14 protein-coding genes are annotated in these 15884 nt (G+C 60.3%); 2 read left to right on the top strand and 12 right to left on the bottom strand.

Features of this window, described 5'->3' with window-relative positions:
* Positions 1 to 14 precede the first annotated feature (14 nt).
* The 6 genes from ACJJVH_RS06005 to ACJJVH_RS05980 form a co-directional block, all read right to left on the bottom strand.
* On the bottom strand, positions 15 to 1397 hold the full coding sequence (locus tag ACJJVH_RS06005) for a pyruvate dehydrogenase complex E1 component subunit beta (protein WP_112796236.1): 1383 nt from the start codon (positions 1395 to 1397) through the stop codon (positions 15 to 17).
* A gap of 18 nt (positions 1398 to 1415) precedes the next feature.
* Positions 1416 to 2459, bottom strand: coding sequence for a pyruvate dehydrogenase (acetyl-transferring) E1 component subunit alpha (gene pdhA / locus ACJJVH_RS06000; RefSeq protein WP_112796238.1), 1044 nt, complete (start codon positions 2457 to 2459; stop codon positions 1416 to 1418).
* 157 nt (positions 2460 to 2616) lie between these two features.
* A complete protein-coding gene (locus ACJJVH_RS05995; protein ID WP_112796240.1) occupies positions 2617 to 2928 on the bottom strand; it encodes an FtsB family cell division protein in 312 nt (103 codons plus the stop codon).
* Positions 2929 to 3150: 222 nt separating this feature from the next.
* A complete protein-coding gene (eno, locus tag ACJJVH_RS05990) occupies positions 3151 to 4425 on the bottom strand; it encodes a phosphopyruvate hydratase (protein ID WP_112796242.1) in 1275 nt (424 codons plus the stop codon).
* A 152-nt stretch (positions 4426 to 4577) separates the two neighbouring features.
* A complete protein-coding gene (gene kdsA, locus ACJJVH_RS05985) occupies positions 4578 to 5417 on the bottom strand; it encodes a 3-deoxy-8-phosphooctulonate synthase (protein ID WP_412064900.1) in 840 nt (279 codons plus the stop codon).
* Positions 5414 to 6301 carry a VOC family protein gene (locus tag ACJJVH_RS05980; RefSeq protein WP_412064899.1) on the bottom strand — a complete coding sequence of 296 codons (888 nt, stop codon included), beginning with the start codon at positions 6299 to 6301 and terminating at the stop codon, positions 5414 to 5416. Before ACJJVH_RS05980 ends, kdsA begins: the two co-directional genes overlap by 4 nt.
* A 418-nt stretch (positions 6302 to 6719) precedes the next feature.
* Here ACJJVH_RS05980 and lexA point away from each other — a divergent pair, with 418 nt between their 5' ends.
* A complete protein-coding gene (gene lexA, locus ACJJVH_RS05975) occupies positions 6720 to 7442 on the top strand; it encodes a transcriptional repressor LexA (RefSeq protein WP_112796248.1) in 723 nt (240 codons plus the stop codon).
* Here lexA and ACJJVH_RS05970 read toward each other — a convergent pair.
* Complete coding sequence (locus ACJJVH_RS05970; protein ID WP_412065137.1) at positions 7423 to 9873, bottom strand: ComEC/Rec2 family competence protein; 2451 nt, start codon at positions 9871 to 9873, stop codon at positions 7423 to 7425. The genes lexA and ACJJVH_RS05970 overlap by 20 nt on opposite strands.
* A 290-nt stretch (positions 9874 to 10163) precedes the next feature.
* On the opposite strand from ACJJVH_RS05970, the gene gltA reads away from it, so the two are divergent.
* Entirely contained in the window at positions 10164 to 11453 is a 1290-nt protein-coding gene (gltA, locus tag ACJJVH_RS05965) for a citrate synthase (RefSeq protein ID WP_112340833.1), read from the top strand.
* 27 nt (positions 11454 to 11480) lie between these two features.
* Here the strand turns inward: gltA and lpxB are convergent, their stop codons facing one another.
* Genes lpxB through lpxD form a run of 5 tightly spaced genes read right to left on the bottom strand, consistent with a single transcriptional unit; the run spans position 11481 to position 15884 of the window.
* Entirely contained in the window at positions 11481 to 12659 is a 1179-nt protein-coding gene (lpxB, locus tag ACJJVH_RS05960) for a lipid-A-disaccharide synthase (protein WP_412064898.1), read from the bottom strand.
* Positions 12656 to 13537 (bottom strand): LpxI family protein, encoded by an 882-nt coding sequence (locus ACJJVH_RS05955; protein ID WP_412064897.1) that lies wholly within the window; start codon positions 13535 to 13537, stop codon positions 12656 to 12658. Before ACJJVH_RS05955 ends, lpxB begins: the two co-directional genes overlap by 4 nt.
* 1 nt (position 13538) lies before the next feature.
* Complete coding sequence (gene lpxA / locus ACJJVH_RS05950; RefSeq protein WP_113358004.1) at positions 13539 to 14354, bottom strand: acyl-ACP--UDP-N-acetylglucosamine O-acyltransferase; 816 nt, start codon at positions 14352 to 14354, stop codon at positions 13539 to 13541.
* Positions 14351 to 14824, bottom strand: coding sequence for a 3-hydroxyacyl-ACP dehydratase FabZ (fabZ, locus tag ACJJVH_RS05945; protein WP_112796258.1), 474 nt, complete (start codon positions 14822 to 14824; stop codon positions 14351 to 14353). The genes lpxA and fabZ overlap by 4 nt, the downstream gene beginning before the upstream one ends.
* Positions 14817 to 15884, bottom strand: coding sequence for a UDP-3-O-(3-hydroxymyristoyl)glucosamine N-acyltransferase (lpxD, locus tag ACJJVH_RS05940; protein WP_412064896.1), 1068 nt, complete (start codon positions 15882 to 15884; stop codon positions 14817 to 14819). The genes fabZ and lpxD overlap by 8 nt, the downstream gene beginning before the upstream one ends.

Below are 15884 nucleotides of genomic sequence, written 5' to 3'. Positions count from 1 at the left end.
GATAAGCCCTCCCCTTATTTGTAGCAAACGGCCTTCACCGCATCGACCACTTCGGCGACGCTCGGGAGCGCCAGCTTTTCGAGGTTGGCGGCGTATGGCATGGGTACGTCCTTGCCGGCGATCGTCAGGATCGGCGCGTCGAGATAGTCGAAGGCCTGCTGCATGACGCGGGTGGCGATTTCCGTGCCGACGGAGGACTGCGGATAACCTTCCTCGACGGTGACCAGACGCCCGGTCTTCTTGACCGACTCGATGATCGTCGGCAGGTCCATCGGGCGGATGGTACGCAGATCGATGAGTTCGACATCGATGCCCTGGGCTTCCAGCTCGGCGACCGCCTTGATGGCATAGGTCATGCCGATGCCGAAGGAGACGACCGTTACGTCCTTGCCCGGACGGTGAATGCGGGCCTTGCCGATCGGCAGGACGAAATTATCCAGCTTCGGCACATCGAAGTGCTGACCGTAGAGAATTTCGTTTTCGAGGAAGATGACCGGGTTCGGATCGCGGATGGCAGCCTTCAGGAGACCCTTGGCGTCGGCTGCCGTGTAGGGCATGACGACCTTGAGGCCCGGAATGTGGCTGTACCAGGCCGCGTAGTCCTGACTGTGCTGGGCGCCGACGCGGGCTGCCGCACCGTTCGGGCCACGGAAGACGATCGGAGCGCCCATCTGGCCGCCGGACATATAGAGCGTCTTGGCGGCGGAGTTGATGATCTGGTCGATCGCCTGCATGGCGAAGTTGAAGGTCATGAACTCGACGATCGGGCGGAGGCCCGCCATGGCGGCGCCGACGCCGATACCGGCAAAGCCGTGCTCGGTGATCGGGGTGTCGATGACGCGGCGGTCGCCGAATTCCTGCAACAGGCCCTGGGTTACCTTGTAGGCGCCCTGATATTCGGCCACTTCCTCACCCATGACGAAGACGTCCGGGTTGGCGCGCATTTCCTCGGCCATGGCGTCGCGCAGCGCTTCGCGCACCGTCATCGACACCATTTCGGTGCCGGCCGGAATTTCCGGATCGGCTGCTGCGGCAACCTTCGGCTGAGCGGGAACCGGCGCGGCTGCCGGCGCCGGAGCGGCGACGGGCGCTTCCGTCTTTGCCGGCTCGGCGGCAGGTGCGGCCTTGGCCGAAGAAATGGCATCGGCCGATTCGCCGTCCTGCAGCAGGATGGCGATCTTGGTGTTGACCTTGACGCCTTCGGTGCCGGCGTCGATCAGCAGCTTGCCGATCGTGCCTTCGTCGACGGCTTCCACTTCCATGGTGGCCTTGTCGGTTTCGATTTCGGCAATGACATCACCGGAAACGACCTTGTCGCCTTCCTTCTTGAGCCATTTCGAAAGTGTACCCTCTTCCATGGTCGGAGAAAGGGCGGGCATGAGAATGTCGATGGGCATGGATCGTCCCTCCCCGATTTAGAGCAGAATGTCGGTGTAGAGCTCGGATGCATCCGGCTCCGGATCGTTCTGGGCGAAATCGGCGCTGTCGGCGACGATTTCGCGGACATCCTTGTCGATATCCTTCAGATCGTCCTCGGTCGCCCAGCCCTTTTCGAGAAGGCGAACACGAACCTGCTCGATCGGGTCATGCTCGGAGCGCATCTTCTGCACTTCGTCCTTGGAGCGGTATTTAGCCGGATCCGACATGGAGTGGCCGCGATAACGGTAGGTCAGCATTTCCAGGATGATCGGGCCCTTGCCGGAGCGGCAGTGCGCAACGGCTTCGTCGGCAGCCGCCTTGACGGCGCGAACGTCCATGCCATCGACCTGGATGCCCGGAATGCCGAAGGAGGCGCCGCGCTTGGAGAAATCGGCCTGCGCGGTGGCGCGCGCCGTCGAGGTGCCCATGGCATAGCGGTTGTTCTCGATGACGAAAATCACCGGCAGCTTCCACAGCTGCGCCATGTTGAAGCTCTCATAGACCTGGCCCTGGTTGGCAGCACCGTCGCCGAAATAGGCGACGCTGACATTGTCATTGCCGCGATACCAGTTAGCAAAGCCCAGACCGGTGCCGAGCGAAACCTGCGCGCCGACGATGCCATGGCCGCCGTAGAAATTCTTTTCCTTGGAGAACATGTGCATGGAGCCGCCCTTCCCTCGGGAATAGCCGCCCTGGCGTCCGGTGAGCTCGGCCATGACGCCGCGCGCGTTCATGCCGGTCGCCAGCATGTGACCGTGGTCGCGATAGCCGGTAATGACCTGGTCGCCGTCCTTCAGCGCCATCTGCATGCCGACAACGACAGCTTCCTGGCCGATGTAAAGGTGACAGAAGCCGCCGATGAAGCCCATGCCGTAAAGCTGGCCGGCTTTTTCCTCGAAGCGGCGGATCAGGAGCATCTCACGATAAGCCTTGAGTTCCGCATCACGATCGAAATCTGCGATCGGACCGCCATTGGTTTCCTTGGCTGGCCTTGATGCCGTCTTACGGCTGGAAACGGACGCGTTCTTTCGCGGCGCCATTCAACCCTCCCTATGTGAGTAGCCTCGTTCTATAACGAAATCTAACATAGGCAAGATTGTCCGCCACAGCAATGCTATAATTGCATGGCTCATATTCTTTGTAAATTATTGAAATATCTAAGGAAAAAACGATTAACCTGAATTCGGTTAATTGCGGCTATTTGTTGAAGATGACGATTTCGTTCGCCTTGGAATAGGTCAGCTGATAGCGCGCATACTGATCGAGCATATCCTTGTCCAGCGAGCCGTCGCTCAACAAAGCAACCTCCTTTTCGAGGTGCTCGCGCCTGGCGACGAGATCCGCCAATTCCTTGCTGCGGTCGATGCGGCGCTGTTCGAAAACCTCGGTCGCCTTCAGGCCGTAGTCACCATGGATACAATGATAACCGAAGTAACTCACAAAAGCGATGGTAATGGCGGGAAGAACGAAACGGCCGAACCTTCTCTTCTTATGATACTTTGTCCACATGCTCGCTCGAAACATCCCGGCTTAGGCAACCTTACTTCAAAGCCGATGCCGCCTTCGAAGAAGATCGCGTCAAATCAAACACCTACAGCCAATCTAACCGGCAGAGATTAACCGTCCGTTGACTCTAACTGCGCAAGGCAACAAAAAACCGCGCCCGAGGGCGCGGTTCGATTTCAACGGATGATATGGCCGCAAGCCCGAACGGGTCCTGCGCATCGAACATCAGCTGCGCAGGATGGAGCGGCCGGCATATTTCGCCTGCGGGCCGAGCGCTTCCTCGATACGGATGAGCTGGTTGTACTTGGCAAGACGGTCGGAGCGCGACAGCGAGCCGGTCTTGATCTGTCCGCAGTTGGTGGCGACGGCGAGATCGGCGATCGTGGAGTCTTCCGTTTCGCCGGAGCGGTGCGACATCACAGCCGTGTAATTGGCCTTGTGCGCGGTTTCGACCGCATCGAGGGTTTCTGTCAGCGAACCGATCTGGTTGACCTTGACGAGGATCGAGTTGGCAACGCCCATGCGGATACCGTCGCGCAGGCGGGCGGAGTTGGTGACGAACAGGTCGTCGCCGACCAGCTGGGTCTTCTTGCCGATCAGGTCAGTCAACGTCTTCCAGCCCTCCCAGTCGTCTTCAGCCATGCCGTCCTCGATCGAAACGATCGGGTACTTGGCGGCAAGTTCGGCCAGATATTCGGCCATCGCGCCGGGTTCCAGCGTGCGGCCTTCGCCTTCCAGCACGTACTTGCCGTCCTTGAAGAACTCCGTCGAGGCGCAATCGAGGCCGAGGGCGATTTCTTCGCCCGGCTTGTAGCCGGCTTTCTCAATCGACTTCATGATGAAATCCAGGGCTGCCGGAGCACTGGAGAGGCCCGGTGCGAAGCCGCCTTCGTCGCCGACGTTGGTATTATGGCCCTGCGAAGCCAGTTCCTTCTTCAGGACGTGGAAGACTTCAGAACCCATGCGAACGGCATCGCGGATGGAGTCTGCGCCGATCGGCAGGATCATGAATTCCTGGAAGTCGATCGGGTTGTCGGCATGGGCACCGCCGTTGATGATGTTCATCATCGGAACCGGCAGGAGGCGGGCATGCGCACCGCCGACGTAGCGGTAAAGCGGCAGGTTTGCGCTCTGGGCAGCGGCCTTGGCGACGGCAAGCGAAACGCCGAGGATGGCGTTGGCGCCGAGACGCGACTTGTTCGGCGTGCCGTCGAGCTCGATCATGATATTGTCGAGCTGGATCTGGTTTTCAGCGTCCATGCCGCCGATCGCATCGAAGATCTCGGAGTTGACCGCTTCGACGGCCTTTTCCACGCCCTTGCCGTGGTAGCGCTTGCCGCCATCGCGAAGCTCGACGGCTTCATGCGCGCCGGTCGACGCGCCCGACGGAACCGCCGCGCGGCCCATGCTGCCGTCTTCGAGGTAGACATCGACTTCGACAGTCGGGTTGCCACGGCTGTCGAGAATCTCGCGGGCGATAATGTCGGTGATTGCGGTCATGATAGCTTCCTGCTCGCTGGTTTATAAATCGATTTAAATCGTCTTAGTCGAAGGCGCGGAAATTACAATGCTGTTCCGCGCGCCCAATCTGTGACACTCCTGAAGGCCGCGTAGCGCAATTTCATGTCAGCCTGTTGAATGTCGGTTATTTCTCAGGCCTTGGCGATGGCGTCGAAGGCCAGCAGCTTTTCCAGAAGGCGCGGCATGTCCTTCAGATAGACCATGTTCGGACCGTCCGAGGGCGCGTTATCCGGATCCTCGTGCGTCTCGACGAACACGCCGGCAACGCCGACGGCAACGGCGGCGCGCGCCAGAGTCTCGACGAATCGGCGGTCGCCGCCGGTGGAGCCACCCTGCCCGCCCGGCTGCTGTACCGAATGGGTCGCATCGAAGATGACCGGCGCGCCCATCGCCGCCATGATCGGCAGCGAGCGCATGTCGGAGACGAGGGTATTGTAGCCGAAGGAGGCGCCACGCTCGCACAGGAGGATGTTCGGATTGCCGCTGTCATTGAGCTTGGCCAGCACGTTCTTCATGTCCCAGGGAGCGAGGAACTGCCCCTTCTTGACGTTGACGACACGACCGGTCTTCGCAGCCGCAACCAGAAGATCCGTCTGACGCGACAGGAAGGCCGGAATCTGCAGGATATCGACCGTCTTCGAAACGATGGCGCACTGCTCTTCCGTATGAATGTCGGTCAATACCGGAAAGCCATACTCCTTCTTGAGATCGGCAAAGACTTCCAGCGCCTTTTCCAGGCCGATGCCGCGCTTGCCGGACAAGGACGTACGGTTGGCCTTGTCGAAGGAGGACTTGTAGACGAGGCCGATGCCGAGCTTGCCGCAGAGCTCTTTCAGGACGCCGGCGACCATGAAAGCATGGTCGCGGCTTTCCATCTGGCAGGGACCGGCAATCAGCGACAGCTTGGCGGCGTTGGAAAACAGGACCTTGGAGGCACCCTCGCCGACGGTCACTTCGGAATTCGTGCTCATGCTATCTCCTCGAAGGCGAACAATGCGCCCTGTCCGGGCGCAAACCTCGCCAATATACGATTGTTCTTACGCGTGTAGGTGACGCCGTTAGCAGCGAAATGCGACGATGTCACGGAAAGATCGCGCGTTTTGAAAAGGATTGCGCGCGCACGAAGCCCCGGATCTTCCGGGGAGACCGGCAAATCGTAAAACGCTTCCATTCCTTCCGGCGTCAAAATTTCAAGATCCGCATTGGCCGCCTTGACCGTCAATCCGAAGGAATGTTCCGATACGCGCGGGCCGCCGATAACCTCTTCGAGAAAGCTGCGATAGGCCGCCGGCTTCGGCGCGGAAAGCGCCACCCGCGCAATTCCGGTCACGCCGTTTTCATGACGCTCCAGCACGCCGCGGTCTGCCGGCAAGGGATTGATGCGCTGGCAGCAGAAGGCGAGAAGATCGGGCGCGCGCAGATCGGCCGCGAAGGCAAGGCGAAAGCCGGCGACAGTTTCCGTTCCGTCCGGCATTCTCATGGGCCGGGAAAAATCCAGCATCCGCCCGGCCGAGATCGCGGCTGCCTTGAACCGCTCATCATCGGCAACAGCATCGTCCGACCCGAAGACGACGGCCGAGAAGCCATCCTCACCCACACGAAAGCGGTAGGCCTGATCGCGCGCGACGAAGACGTTGCCCTCCGCGAGGCTCGCCTCGCACTGCTCCTGGGAGGCCACGCCCAAAGGTTCGAGATAGGTCTTGTCGGCAAGGAAGACGCAGGCATTCTCGGTGCCGAAAGGATGACGCGCATCGGGGGCCACCGTGAAACCGAGCTTGCCCAAGCGTTCACGCGCCAAGGCAATATTGACGGTGGGCAGCACGAGATGATCCAGCGGATGCGGTGACGAGGTCATGGCTTTTCCTGTGTTCCTGCCAGAGCAGATTTGCGCCCATCCAACGCCTGATTCAAGATGGAAGCAAGAACCTTGGGATATGGCGGCAAAGAAGACGGCAATCCCGGCGACGGGATAGCTGATTCTCTCTTCCAGCCGGTCTATCCGCCGCGATTTCGCGTGCATTCACGAATCCAACGTCACCATGGAACTGGAACGCCGCGGAAGCAGCCGTGACAGCATTTTCCATATTTATCGGCAGGTTAGCCCACATGTACCCCTCTTGGGTATTCAGCCGCTTCATTCGACAGTGGTAATTATTTAATTGGCCGCACAAGGTTTTACCGAAATTTAAGTACTTGCGGAACACATATGGAACATATAGTGTCCGTTCTGGATTTGTTTCACGACCTTTTCTTGATTCTGGGGTTCCAAGACGATGTTGACGCGCAAGCAGCAGGAACTGCTTTTGTTCATTCACGAACGCATGAAGGAATCCGGCGTCCCGCCGTCTTTCGACGAGATGAAGGACGCGCTGGATCTGGCATCCAAGTCCGGCATTCACCGCCTGATCACGGCTCTAGAAGAGCGCGGTTTCATCCGCCGCCTGCCGAATAGAGCAAGAGCGCTGGAGGTCATCAAACTGCCGGAAGCCTATAATCCAAGCCTGCAGCCGCGACGCGGCTTTTCGCCCAGTATCATCGAAGGCAGTCTCGGCAAGCCTCAACCGGTCGCTCCCCCCGCGCCGGCGAAGGTTGCGAATGACGATCACAACGGTTCGGCCTCGGTGCCGGTCATGGGGCGTATCGCTGCCGGCGTTCCGATTTCCGCCATCCAGAACAACACGCACGACATTACCGTTCCCGCCGACATGCTCGGCTCCGGCGAGCATTATGCGCTGGAAGTCAGGGGCGATTCGATGATCGATGCCGGAATTTTTGACGGCGACACCGTCATCATCCGCAATTCAACGACAGCCAATCCGGGTGATATCGTGGTCGCTCTTGTCGACGACGAGGAAGCAACCCTGAAGCGCTTTCGCCGCAAGGGCGCCTCCATTGCGCTGGAAGCCGCCAATCCGGCCTATGAAACCCGCATTTTCGGACCGGATCGCGTCAAGGTCCAGGGCAAGCTCGTCGGTCTCATTCGGCGCTATCACTAACCGTCGGCACGGGCCTGGCTGGCGTGCCGAATTTATCCGTGCGCCAATCGTAGGTTCGATGCCGCGTCCACGGCCGTTGGGGGTTTTCGAACGCTGCGGAAACAACAGGTTTGTCGGTGGCAAGCGCCATTTCGATGGAACCGGTTTGCCGTAATGTGGCGCCGGTTATGAGCATGGCGCCGGAGCGGCAATGATCCAGCCGCAGCCGGATGGGTGTCACGACGATATTTGCCGTATCGCAAGCCGGAGGCAGATAGGCTGCGTTTTCGATGGTGACGAGCATGGCGCCGTTTTCGAGCATGGCCACGCACCATGCGCCTTTCTGGCAGGCGAAGCTTCCCTGCATGGTACGGTCAAGAGCCTCTTCCATTGCCTTGCGAACGGCGCTCTCCTCTTCACGGCTTAGCCGTCGGTGGCGATCCGACTTGCTGACATGAGGAAGCCGGCTGTCGCCAGGAAGAATGGTCGGCGGCTGATATTCAGGTGCAACCAGCGCCTTTTGCCATTGTTCGAAGATGAAGGCCTGCGGCCGTTCGCGGTTGGTGGCCAGTATGGCGTCCTGACGCAGAGCGACGAGAACACCGTCTTCGGAGATCATCAGATCCGGCTTCGGCACGCCGGAGCCGAATGCCGCCGCGCCGACGGATGAAAGCGACAGCACCAAGCCCAAATGGCGAAGCCTGGTCCGCAGCATGCTCATGATCAGGAAGCCGACAATGAATGTCGGCATCAGCCAGCCCGGCTGGCGGCCGAAGGTGATGTCCCCGCCCCAGCCGGCCACGGTTTTGGCAATCACGATGACGAGCTCCAGCCCCTCCCCGGTGACGTTCCAGAAAGGGCCGTCGAGACCAAGCGGCATGAGCATCATCGCCGCCATGCCAAACGGCATGACGATGAAGGAAACCACCGGCATGGCCGCAAGATTGGCGGCGAGACCGTATGTCGCCAGGCGGTGAAAATGCTCGATCGAGAATATGGCCGTCGACGCGCCGCCGATGAACGAGGTCGACAGCACGCCGCCAAAGAAGCGCGAAACAAACAGCAGCGGGCTCAGCACGCGGAACCGCGAGAGAATGCTTTCCCGATGCCGCCGCCGCTTCCACAGCGAATAGCCGGACACCAGCGCCAGGGTTGCGGCATAGGACATCTGGAAGCTCGGGCCGAGCACCTGCGACGGCGAAAGGATGAGAATGACGATGGCGGATAACGCCACGTTGCGGAGGCTGAGCGATGGCCGGTCGAGAAGGACGGCAACCAGCATGATCGCCATCATGATGAAAGCGCGCTCCGCCGACACGCCGAAACCGGAAATGAGGTAATAGGCCGTCACCGTGACAAGCGCGCCGAATGCCGCGAATTTCTTGGTAGGCCACGCCTGCACGACGCCGGGGAACAGGCTGAACAGATAGCGCAGGCCGACATAGAAGATGCCGGCCGAGAGCGCCATGTTCAAACCCGAAATTGCGATGATGTGGGTGAGGCCGGCAATTCTCAGCGCCTCGGTCGTGTCCTTGGAGATCGCTCGTCTCTCATCGGTGACAAGTGCCGCAGCAAAAGCGCCGGTGTCACCGGGCAAGGTTTGCCTTATCCTGTCGCCTATGCTGTTGCGAAGGGCGGCAAGTCTGATATCGGCCATGTCGAGCAACGAACCCGCCGCATTGTCATCAGCCGGAGACAACAGTTTCGGCGTGCCGTAAGCGAAGCCGTTCGCTCCGATACCGTTGAAATAGGAACTGAATGCGAAGTCGTTGAGACCGGGCAAGGCCGGCCCGGCAGGAGGCGTCAGACGCGCCCTGCCCTGGATGCGATCGCCGAGATCGAAAGCATCCGCCTGTTTACGCACGAAGATCGTGACTCGCTGCGGCGACCTGCGAATGCTGGGCTTTTCGGTCGCCTCGACACGAACGACATAGCGCCAGCCGCCGTTGTCATAGGATTCGCGCCGCTCGACCTGGCCGGTAACGGTCGTCGTCACCGCCGAATCGAGCATCACCGTGGAAGCCCGCCAGCTTTCGCATTGCGCCAGCGCCATGCCCAGGCAAATGAGCATGCCGGCGAAAAGCAGATGGCGAGACACCCTGCCCACTTCCCGCCTGAACACGAAGCCGCCGGCAAAGAGCAGCAAGCCTGCAATCACCGCCTGCGGAGGCGGGTCGTTGCCGGCCTTGAACCAGAAGATCGCGCCGATCCCCATATAGATCGGCGCGAACAGGATGGCGCGTCCGTATGCCGCCTCCTCCTCGATCAGGTCCCTGATACCGAGTTGAAGCCGCTTCAGAATCCGAAGGAAACGAGATGTCAGCGGCGCCTGGTCCTGCGTCCGCTCCCGTTGTCGCGCTTTGGCACGTAAGGCGATCGCGGCAATGGCGGGGCGAGGCCGCAACGGTGCGGCGACATCCCGGCCCTCCTCCTGCTGTTCCGATGCCTCCAAATTAGGCACTCGCCGCTGCCCCCACGCAAAACTACAGCTTCTGCGCGATTCTTGCCGTCACCATGCAGGGATTTCAACCGAAATCGACATGTGTGCCGGTAAATGAGGCCGCTCTCCCGGCATCGCATGATCAGCGCCGCCGACGCAGTGCCCAAAAGTTGATACTGCAATGCACAATTCGGCGTTAGGATAACTTGGCATTAGCCTCGGGATCATATAGCTAGTCGGTAGTCGCTTAACCTTTTGGCGCTTTTTATGGCGTCAATCCCGCCAAATCTTGGAGGATCAGCATGACGGAACAAAGCGCGAAACTAACTTGGGGCGAAAAGACGGTGGACTTGCCGGTGAAGACCGGAACCATCGGCCCAAGTGTCATTGATATTGGTGCCCTTTATAAGAACACCTCCACTTTCACTTACGATCCTGGCTTCACATCCACCGCGTCGTGCGAGTCCAGCATTACCTATATCGATGGCGACGAAGGCGTTCTGCTGCATCGCGGCTATCCGATCGATCAGCTGGCCGAACACGGCGATTTCCTCGAAGTATGCTACCTCCTTCTCTACGGCGAACTGCCGACGACGGCACAGAAGAAGGATTTCGACTATCGTGTGACCCACCATACGATGGTGCACGAGCAGATGTCGCGCTTCTTCACGGGCTTCCGTCGCGACGCGCATCCGATGGCCGTCATGTGCGGCTGTGTCGGCGCGCTCTCCGCCTTCTATCACGACTCGACCGACATCACCGATCCGCATCAGCGCATGGTCGCGAGCCTGCGCATGATCGCCAAGATGCCGACGCTCGCCGCGATGGCCTACAAGTACCACATCGGCCAGCCCTTCGTTTATCCGAAGAACGACCTCGACTATGCGTCGAACTTCCTGCGCATGTGCTTTGCCGTTCCGTGCGAGGACTATGTCGTCAATCCGGTGCTGGCCCGCGCCATGGACCGCATCTTCATCCTGCATGCCGACCACGAGCAGAATGCTTCGACCTCGACCGTTCGCCTGGCAGGCTCTTCCGGCGCCAATCCGTTCGCCTGTATCGCAGCAGGCATTGCCTGCCTCTGGGGTCCGGCTCACGGTGGCGCCAATGAAGCTGCGCTCAACATGCTGAACGAAATCGGCACCGTGGACCGCATTCCGGAATTCATCGCCCGCGCCAAGGACAAGAACGACCCGTTCCGTCTGATGGGCTTCGGCCACCGCGTTTACAAGAACTACGATCCGCGCGCCAAGATCATGCAGAAGACGGCGCACGAGGTTCTCGGCGAACTCGGCATCAAGGACGATCCGTTGCTCGACATCGCGATCGAGCTGGAGCGCATTGCTCTCACCGATGAATATTTCATCGAGAAGAAGCTCTATCCGAACGTCGACTTCTACTCCGGCATCACGCTGAAGGCTCTCGGCTTCCCCACGACCATGTTCACCGTTCTGTTCGCTCTCGCCCGCACGGTCGGCTGGATCGCGCAGTGGAACGAAATGATCGAGGATCCGCACCAGCGCATCGGCCGCCCGCGCCAGCTCTACACGGGCGCTCCGCTGCGCGAATACGTGCCTGTTTCCAAGCGCTGAGCTTCGGCAATGAAACAAAAAAACCGGTCAGAGATGACCGGTTTTTTTATTGGCGAGAATATCCAGAACAATCTGCGCCGCCTTGTCGCCGGGCGGCTCTTCGGTCTGCATGCGCTGCCAGACCAAATCATAGCCCGTCAGCATGGCCCTGCGCTCCGGAGTGTCGCTCGACAGTCGTTCCATGTAGCGAGCCAGAAGGCCAGGCCGCAACACGTCGTTGATAAGCTCGGGCAAGACGGCGTAATCGGCGATCAGGTTCGGCAGGGCCGCCGTCCACACTTTGATGCGCGACATCACGAATTTGGCAAGCCACTCGGTCTTGTAGGTCGAAACCACGGGAACACTGGCAAGGCCCAGTTCCAGGATTACCGTACCGGATGCCGCCATGGCCGCATCCGCCTGCGCGAAAGCTTTCCACTTTGCATCCTGGCCAACGAGGATATCCGGCTTGACGCTCCAGCTATCGAGAAGAGAGCGTACCAGGGCTTCCTGCTTCGGCACCGTCGGGAGCAGGTAGCGGATGGCATCATTTCGCCGGCTAAACTCTTCGGTAGCCTGTTTGAAAACCGGCAGAAGCTGACGGATTTCCGAAGCCCGCGATCCGGGCAGAAGAAGGATGGTCTTTTGCGCGTCGGCAGCATCCGCCTTATGCAGGGCACGCAGGCGGCGCGTCTCCAGCAAGTCGGCATCGACCGTCAGACGGTGGCCGACATAGGTCGTCGCCGGGCCGCCCAGACGCTGCATGGCGGCAGGCTCGAACGGCAAGACGGCCAGCACATGATCGACATAGGCAAGCATCTGCTGCGCGCGATATTCCTTCCACGCCCAGACGCTGGGGCAGACGTAATCGACGATCGGGAGAGCGGGCAATGCCTTGCGCACCCGCTTCGCGACGCGATGAGTGAAATCAGGGCTATCGATGATCAGAAGCACGTCAGGCTCGGCGGCGATAATGGCATCGGCCGTCTGTCGGATGCGGGCAAGCAGCTTCGGCAGCCGCTTGATGACCTGTATGAAGCCCATGATCGAAAGTTCGGAGTAATCGAAGAGCGAGCGCAAGCCCTGCGCTTCCAGAGCCTCGCCGCCGACGCCTACCAGCTCGACCGGCCCATCGTAACGCCGCTTCAGCGAGGCGACGAGATCGCCGCCCAGCAGATCACCGGAAACCTCTCCCGCGACGACGGCAAGCTTCAATGGCGTACTCACATGAAACCCTCCGTGCCGAGCCCGCGGTCAATGCCGCAAACAAAAATGCCGGCCTCATCGGCAGCCGCGATGACGGCTTGCCTATCGAGAATCAGGGCTCGGCCAGCTTCCACAGCAATGCCGGCAAGGCCCGCCTTCCTGGCGTTCAGCACCGTAGAGGCTCCAATGGAGGGAAGGTCGGCGCGGACATCCTGCTGTGGCTTGCAGAGCTTTACGAGCACACCGCGCCGGCGCGTCGATATACGCCCGGCCGCCCGCAACTCGGCAACCCGCTCGATCATCAAATCCGTGCCTTCGGCGCCTTCAAGCGCGACAACGCGGCCGCCGACACTGACCGCGCCCTGCCCGACATCCAGAAGACCGAGCGCATCGGCTGCCTTGGCTCCCTGCGCGATATCCCGCAGATCCTCCTCGGACGGAGACAATCGCCCCAGCGGACCGGTCGCCGCCAGCAGGTCGGGCGCGATCTCATGCGCGCCGACGACGCGAACGCCGCCTGCCTCGATCAATCGAATGACCATTTGCAGAACGGCATTGTCGCCACCCGAAAGAAGAGTGCGTATGGTCGAGGGCAGTTCCTTGATGACGCGCCAGGTCGGATGCACCTGTCGCCAGGACGGACGCCTTGCCACGCCGCCCGACATCACGACGCGATCCACGCCATGCCGGCGAAACATCGCCTCAAGGCCTGCGAAATTGCCGACGCCGAGATTGGCATGATCAAAGGCGGACCAATCCCGATCCGCCTCATCCGTCAATGCGATAATGACGGGGTTCTCACCGGCCTGACGAGCTGCATCGGCGACGTAAACCGGCAGAAGGCCACTGCCTGCGATGATCGCCAGCCTGCCTTTGCCGCCCTGGCCGGCCGAAACCACGTCAGCTCTTGCCGCGATTGGGGGACGACAGCGCGCGGTCGCTATCGGCTGCGATGAAATCGAGGATCTCGATCACTTCCTTGCAATCGGCATATTCGCCGCGGATCGCGGCAGCATTGTCACGGATCGAACCCTCGCCTTCGAAGATGGCCTTGTAGGCGCGTCGAACCCTGTGGATGGCTGCACGATCTATGCCTGCGCGCGACATGCCGACGATATTCAAACCCGAGAGTACGCCCGGATTGCCGTTCAACATGCCGTAAGGAATGACGTCGTAGCTTGCAGCCGAAAGTCCGCCGATGAAAGCCTGGCGGCCGATGCGGGTGAACTGATGCACCGCGCAACCGCCGCCGAGAATGGCGCGATCTCCGACGACCACATGCCCCGCCAGCATGACGTTGTTGGACATGATGACGTTGTTGCCGACGCGACAATCGTGAGCCACATGCGAATTGGCAAGGAACAGATTGTTGTTGCCGACGATCGTCTTGCCGCCGTAATCGGCTGTGCCGGTATTGATCGTCACGCCTTCCCGGATCGTGCAGTTTTCGCCGACATCGAGCGTCGTCTCCTCGCCGCCGTGATGAACGCTCTGCGGATCACCACCGACAACGGCCATCGGAAATATCTTCGTTCCCTTGCCGATCGTCGTGCGACCGGTAACGACGGCATGGGTCAGCAGATGGACATTCTCGTGCAATACGACCTTGGGGCCGACATGGCAAAAGGGTCCGACCACGACGTTCTCGCCGATGATGGCACCATCCTCAACGACCGCGAACTTATGGATGCTCGCGCTTTTTGCGATGGTGCTCATGCCTCGTCCTGATCCTTCCTGACGATCATCGCTCCGATATCGGCTTCCGCGACCAGAGAGCCATCGACCTTGGCGTCGCAATGGAACTTCCAGATCGTACCGCGCTGCTTGAGCTTGACGACATGGAATTCGACGCGGTCGCCGGGAACGACCGGCTTGCGGAAGCGGGCGTTGTCGATCGTCATGAAATAGACGAGGTTACCGCCGATGCCGTCCTTGCGGGCGCAGATCGCGCCGGCGGTCTGCGCCATGCCCTCGATGAGCAGCACACCCGGCATGATCGGGGAACCCGGGAAATGCCCCATGAATTGCGGCTCGTTCGCCGTCACGTTCTTGATGCCGATCGCGGAGTTGTCGCTATCGATCTCGATGATCCTGTCGACCATCAAGAAAGGATAGCGATGCGGCAAAAGCTTCATAATCTCAATGATGTCAGCCGACGACAGCGACGTCTTGGCTTCCTCAGTCATGCTCCGCACTCCCGTCTTTCTTTTCCCTGGCTCCTGACCGCTTCGCGATCTCCGCCGATTCCCTTAGAAAATCCCACAGCGGCCGCGCTGGGAGACCCGCGTAGCGCTCGCCTGCGGGAATACTGTTCATCACGCCGCTCTTGGCGCCGATCTGAACGCCGTCGCCGATGTGGATATGCCCGTTGAGGCCAGCCTGACCGCCGATCTGCACGCCATCGCCGATCACCGTGCTACCGGCGATGCCGACCTGGCTGACAATAGCACAATGCCGACCGATCCGGACGTTATGTCCGATCTGTACCTGATTGTCGATCTTGGTGCCTTCGCCGATCACGGTGTCGTCCATGGTGCCGCGATCGATCGTCGTATTGGCGCCGATCTCGACATTGTCCTGAATGATGACACGGCCGATCTGCACGATTTTCACCATGCCGCGCGGGCCCGGTGCATATCCGAAACCGTCCTGCCCGATGCGCGCGCCATTGTGGATGATAACGCCGTTGCCGAGATAGGCGCAGAGCACGCTCGCTCCACCACCGATGCTGCAATTGCGACCGATCTTCACGCCCGGCCCGATCAGGGCATTGGCACCGATATACGTCCCTTCGCCGATCTCGGCGCCTGCACCGATGACGGCGCCAGGCTCGACGCCGATATTGGCCTCCAGCTTGGCTGTCGCATCGATCATCGCGGCGGGCGAGATCGTTGCCGGGGTCGATGTGAACACGACCGGCCGCATGGCCTCCGGATGCAGCAGCCCGCCGGCAATGGCAAAATCCGTATGCGGTTTCCTCGAAAGAAGTACCGGGATATGCGCGGGAACGAAAGATTTCAGCGCCGGCAAGCAAATGATGGCAGAAGCCTTGCAGGTTTCCAGCTCGCCGCGATTCTTTCGGGAGAGGATATAGCAAATATCACCCTCGCCCGCCCGATAAACGGGGGCGATTGATCTGATGACGACCTCCGAAGAGGCCGTATCAGCCAGTTCCGCCCCAAGATATTCCGCCAGCTGCTTCAAGCTGACGCCACCATGGGACGGGAAAAAACGTGTATGATCCAT

This window comes from Rhizobium sp. SYY.PMSO (genome assembly GCF_046840415.1).
Classification (GTDB): domain Bacteria; phylum Pseudomonadota; class Alphaproteobacteria; order Rhizobiales; family Rhizobiaceae; genus Rhizobium.
This window is presented reverse-complemented; position numbering and strand designations above follow the sequence as displayed.

Coding starts and splice junctions, on each gene's coding strand:
- ACJJVH_RS06005 (WP_112796236.1), bottom strand. CDS start 1,397: ATGCCCATCGACATTCTCATGCCCGCCCTTTCTCCGACCATGGAAGAG.
- pdhA (WP_112796238.1), bottom strand. CDS start 2,459: ATGGCGCCGCGAAAGAACGCGTCCGTTTCCAGCCGTAAGACGGCATCA.
- ACJJVH_RS05995 (WP_112796240.1), bottom strand. CDS start 2,928: ATGTGGACAAAGTATCATAAGAAGAGAAGGTTCGGCCGTTTCGTTCTT.
- eno (WP_112796242.1), bottom strand. CDS start 4,425: ATGACCGCAATCACCGACATTATCGCCCGCGAGATTCTCGACAGCCGT.
- kdsA (WP_412064900.1), bottom strand. CDS start 5,417: ATGAGCACGAATTCCGAAGTGACCGTCGGCGAGGGTGCCTCCAAGGTC.
- ACJJVH_RS05980 (WP_412064899.1), bottom strand. CDS start 6,301: ATGACCTCGTCACCGCATCCGCTGGATCATCTCGTGCTGCCCACCGTC.
- lexA (WP_112796248.1), top strand. CDS start 6,720: ATGTTGACGCGCAAGCAGCAGGAACTGCTTTTGTTCATTCACGAACGC.
- gltA (WP_112340833.1), top strand. CDS start 10,164: ATGACGGAACAAAGCGCGAAACTAACTTGGGGCGAAAAGACGGTGGAC.
- lpxA (WP_113358004.1), bottom strand. CDS start 14,354: ATGAGCACCATCGCAAAAAGCGCGAGCATCCATAAGTTCGCGGTCGTT.
- fabZ (WP_112796258.1), bottom strand. CDS start 14,824: ATGACTGAGGAAGCCAAGACGTCGCTGTCGTCGGCTGACATCATTGAG.
- lpxD (WP_412064896.1), bottom strand. CDS start 15,884: ATGGATCATACACGTTTTTTCCCGTCCCATGGTGGCGTCAGCTTGAAG.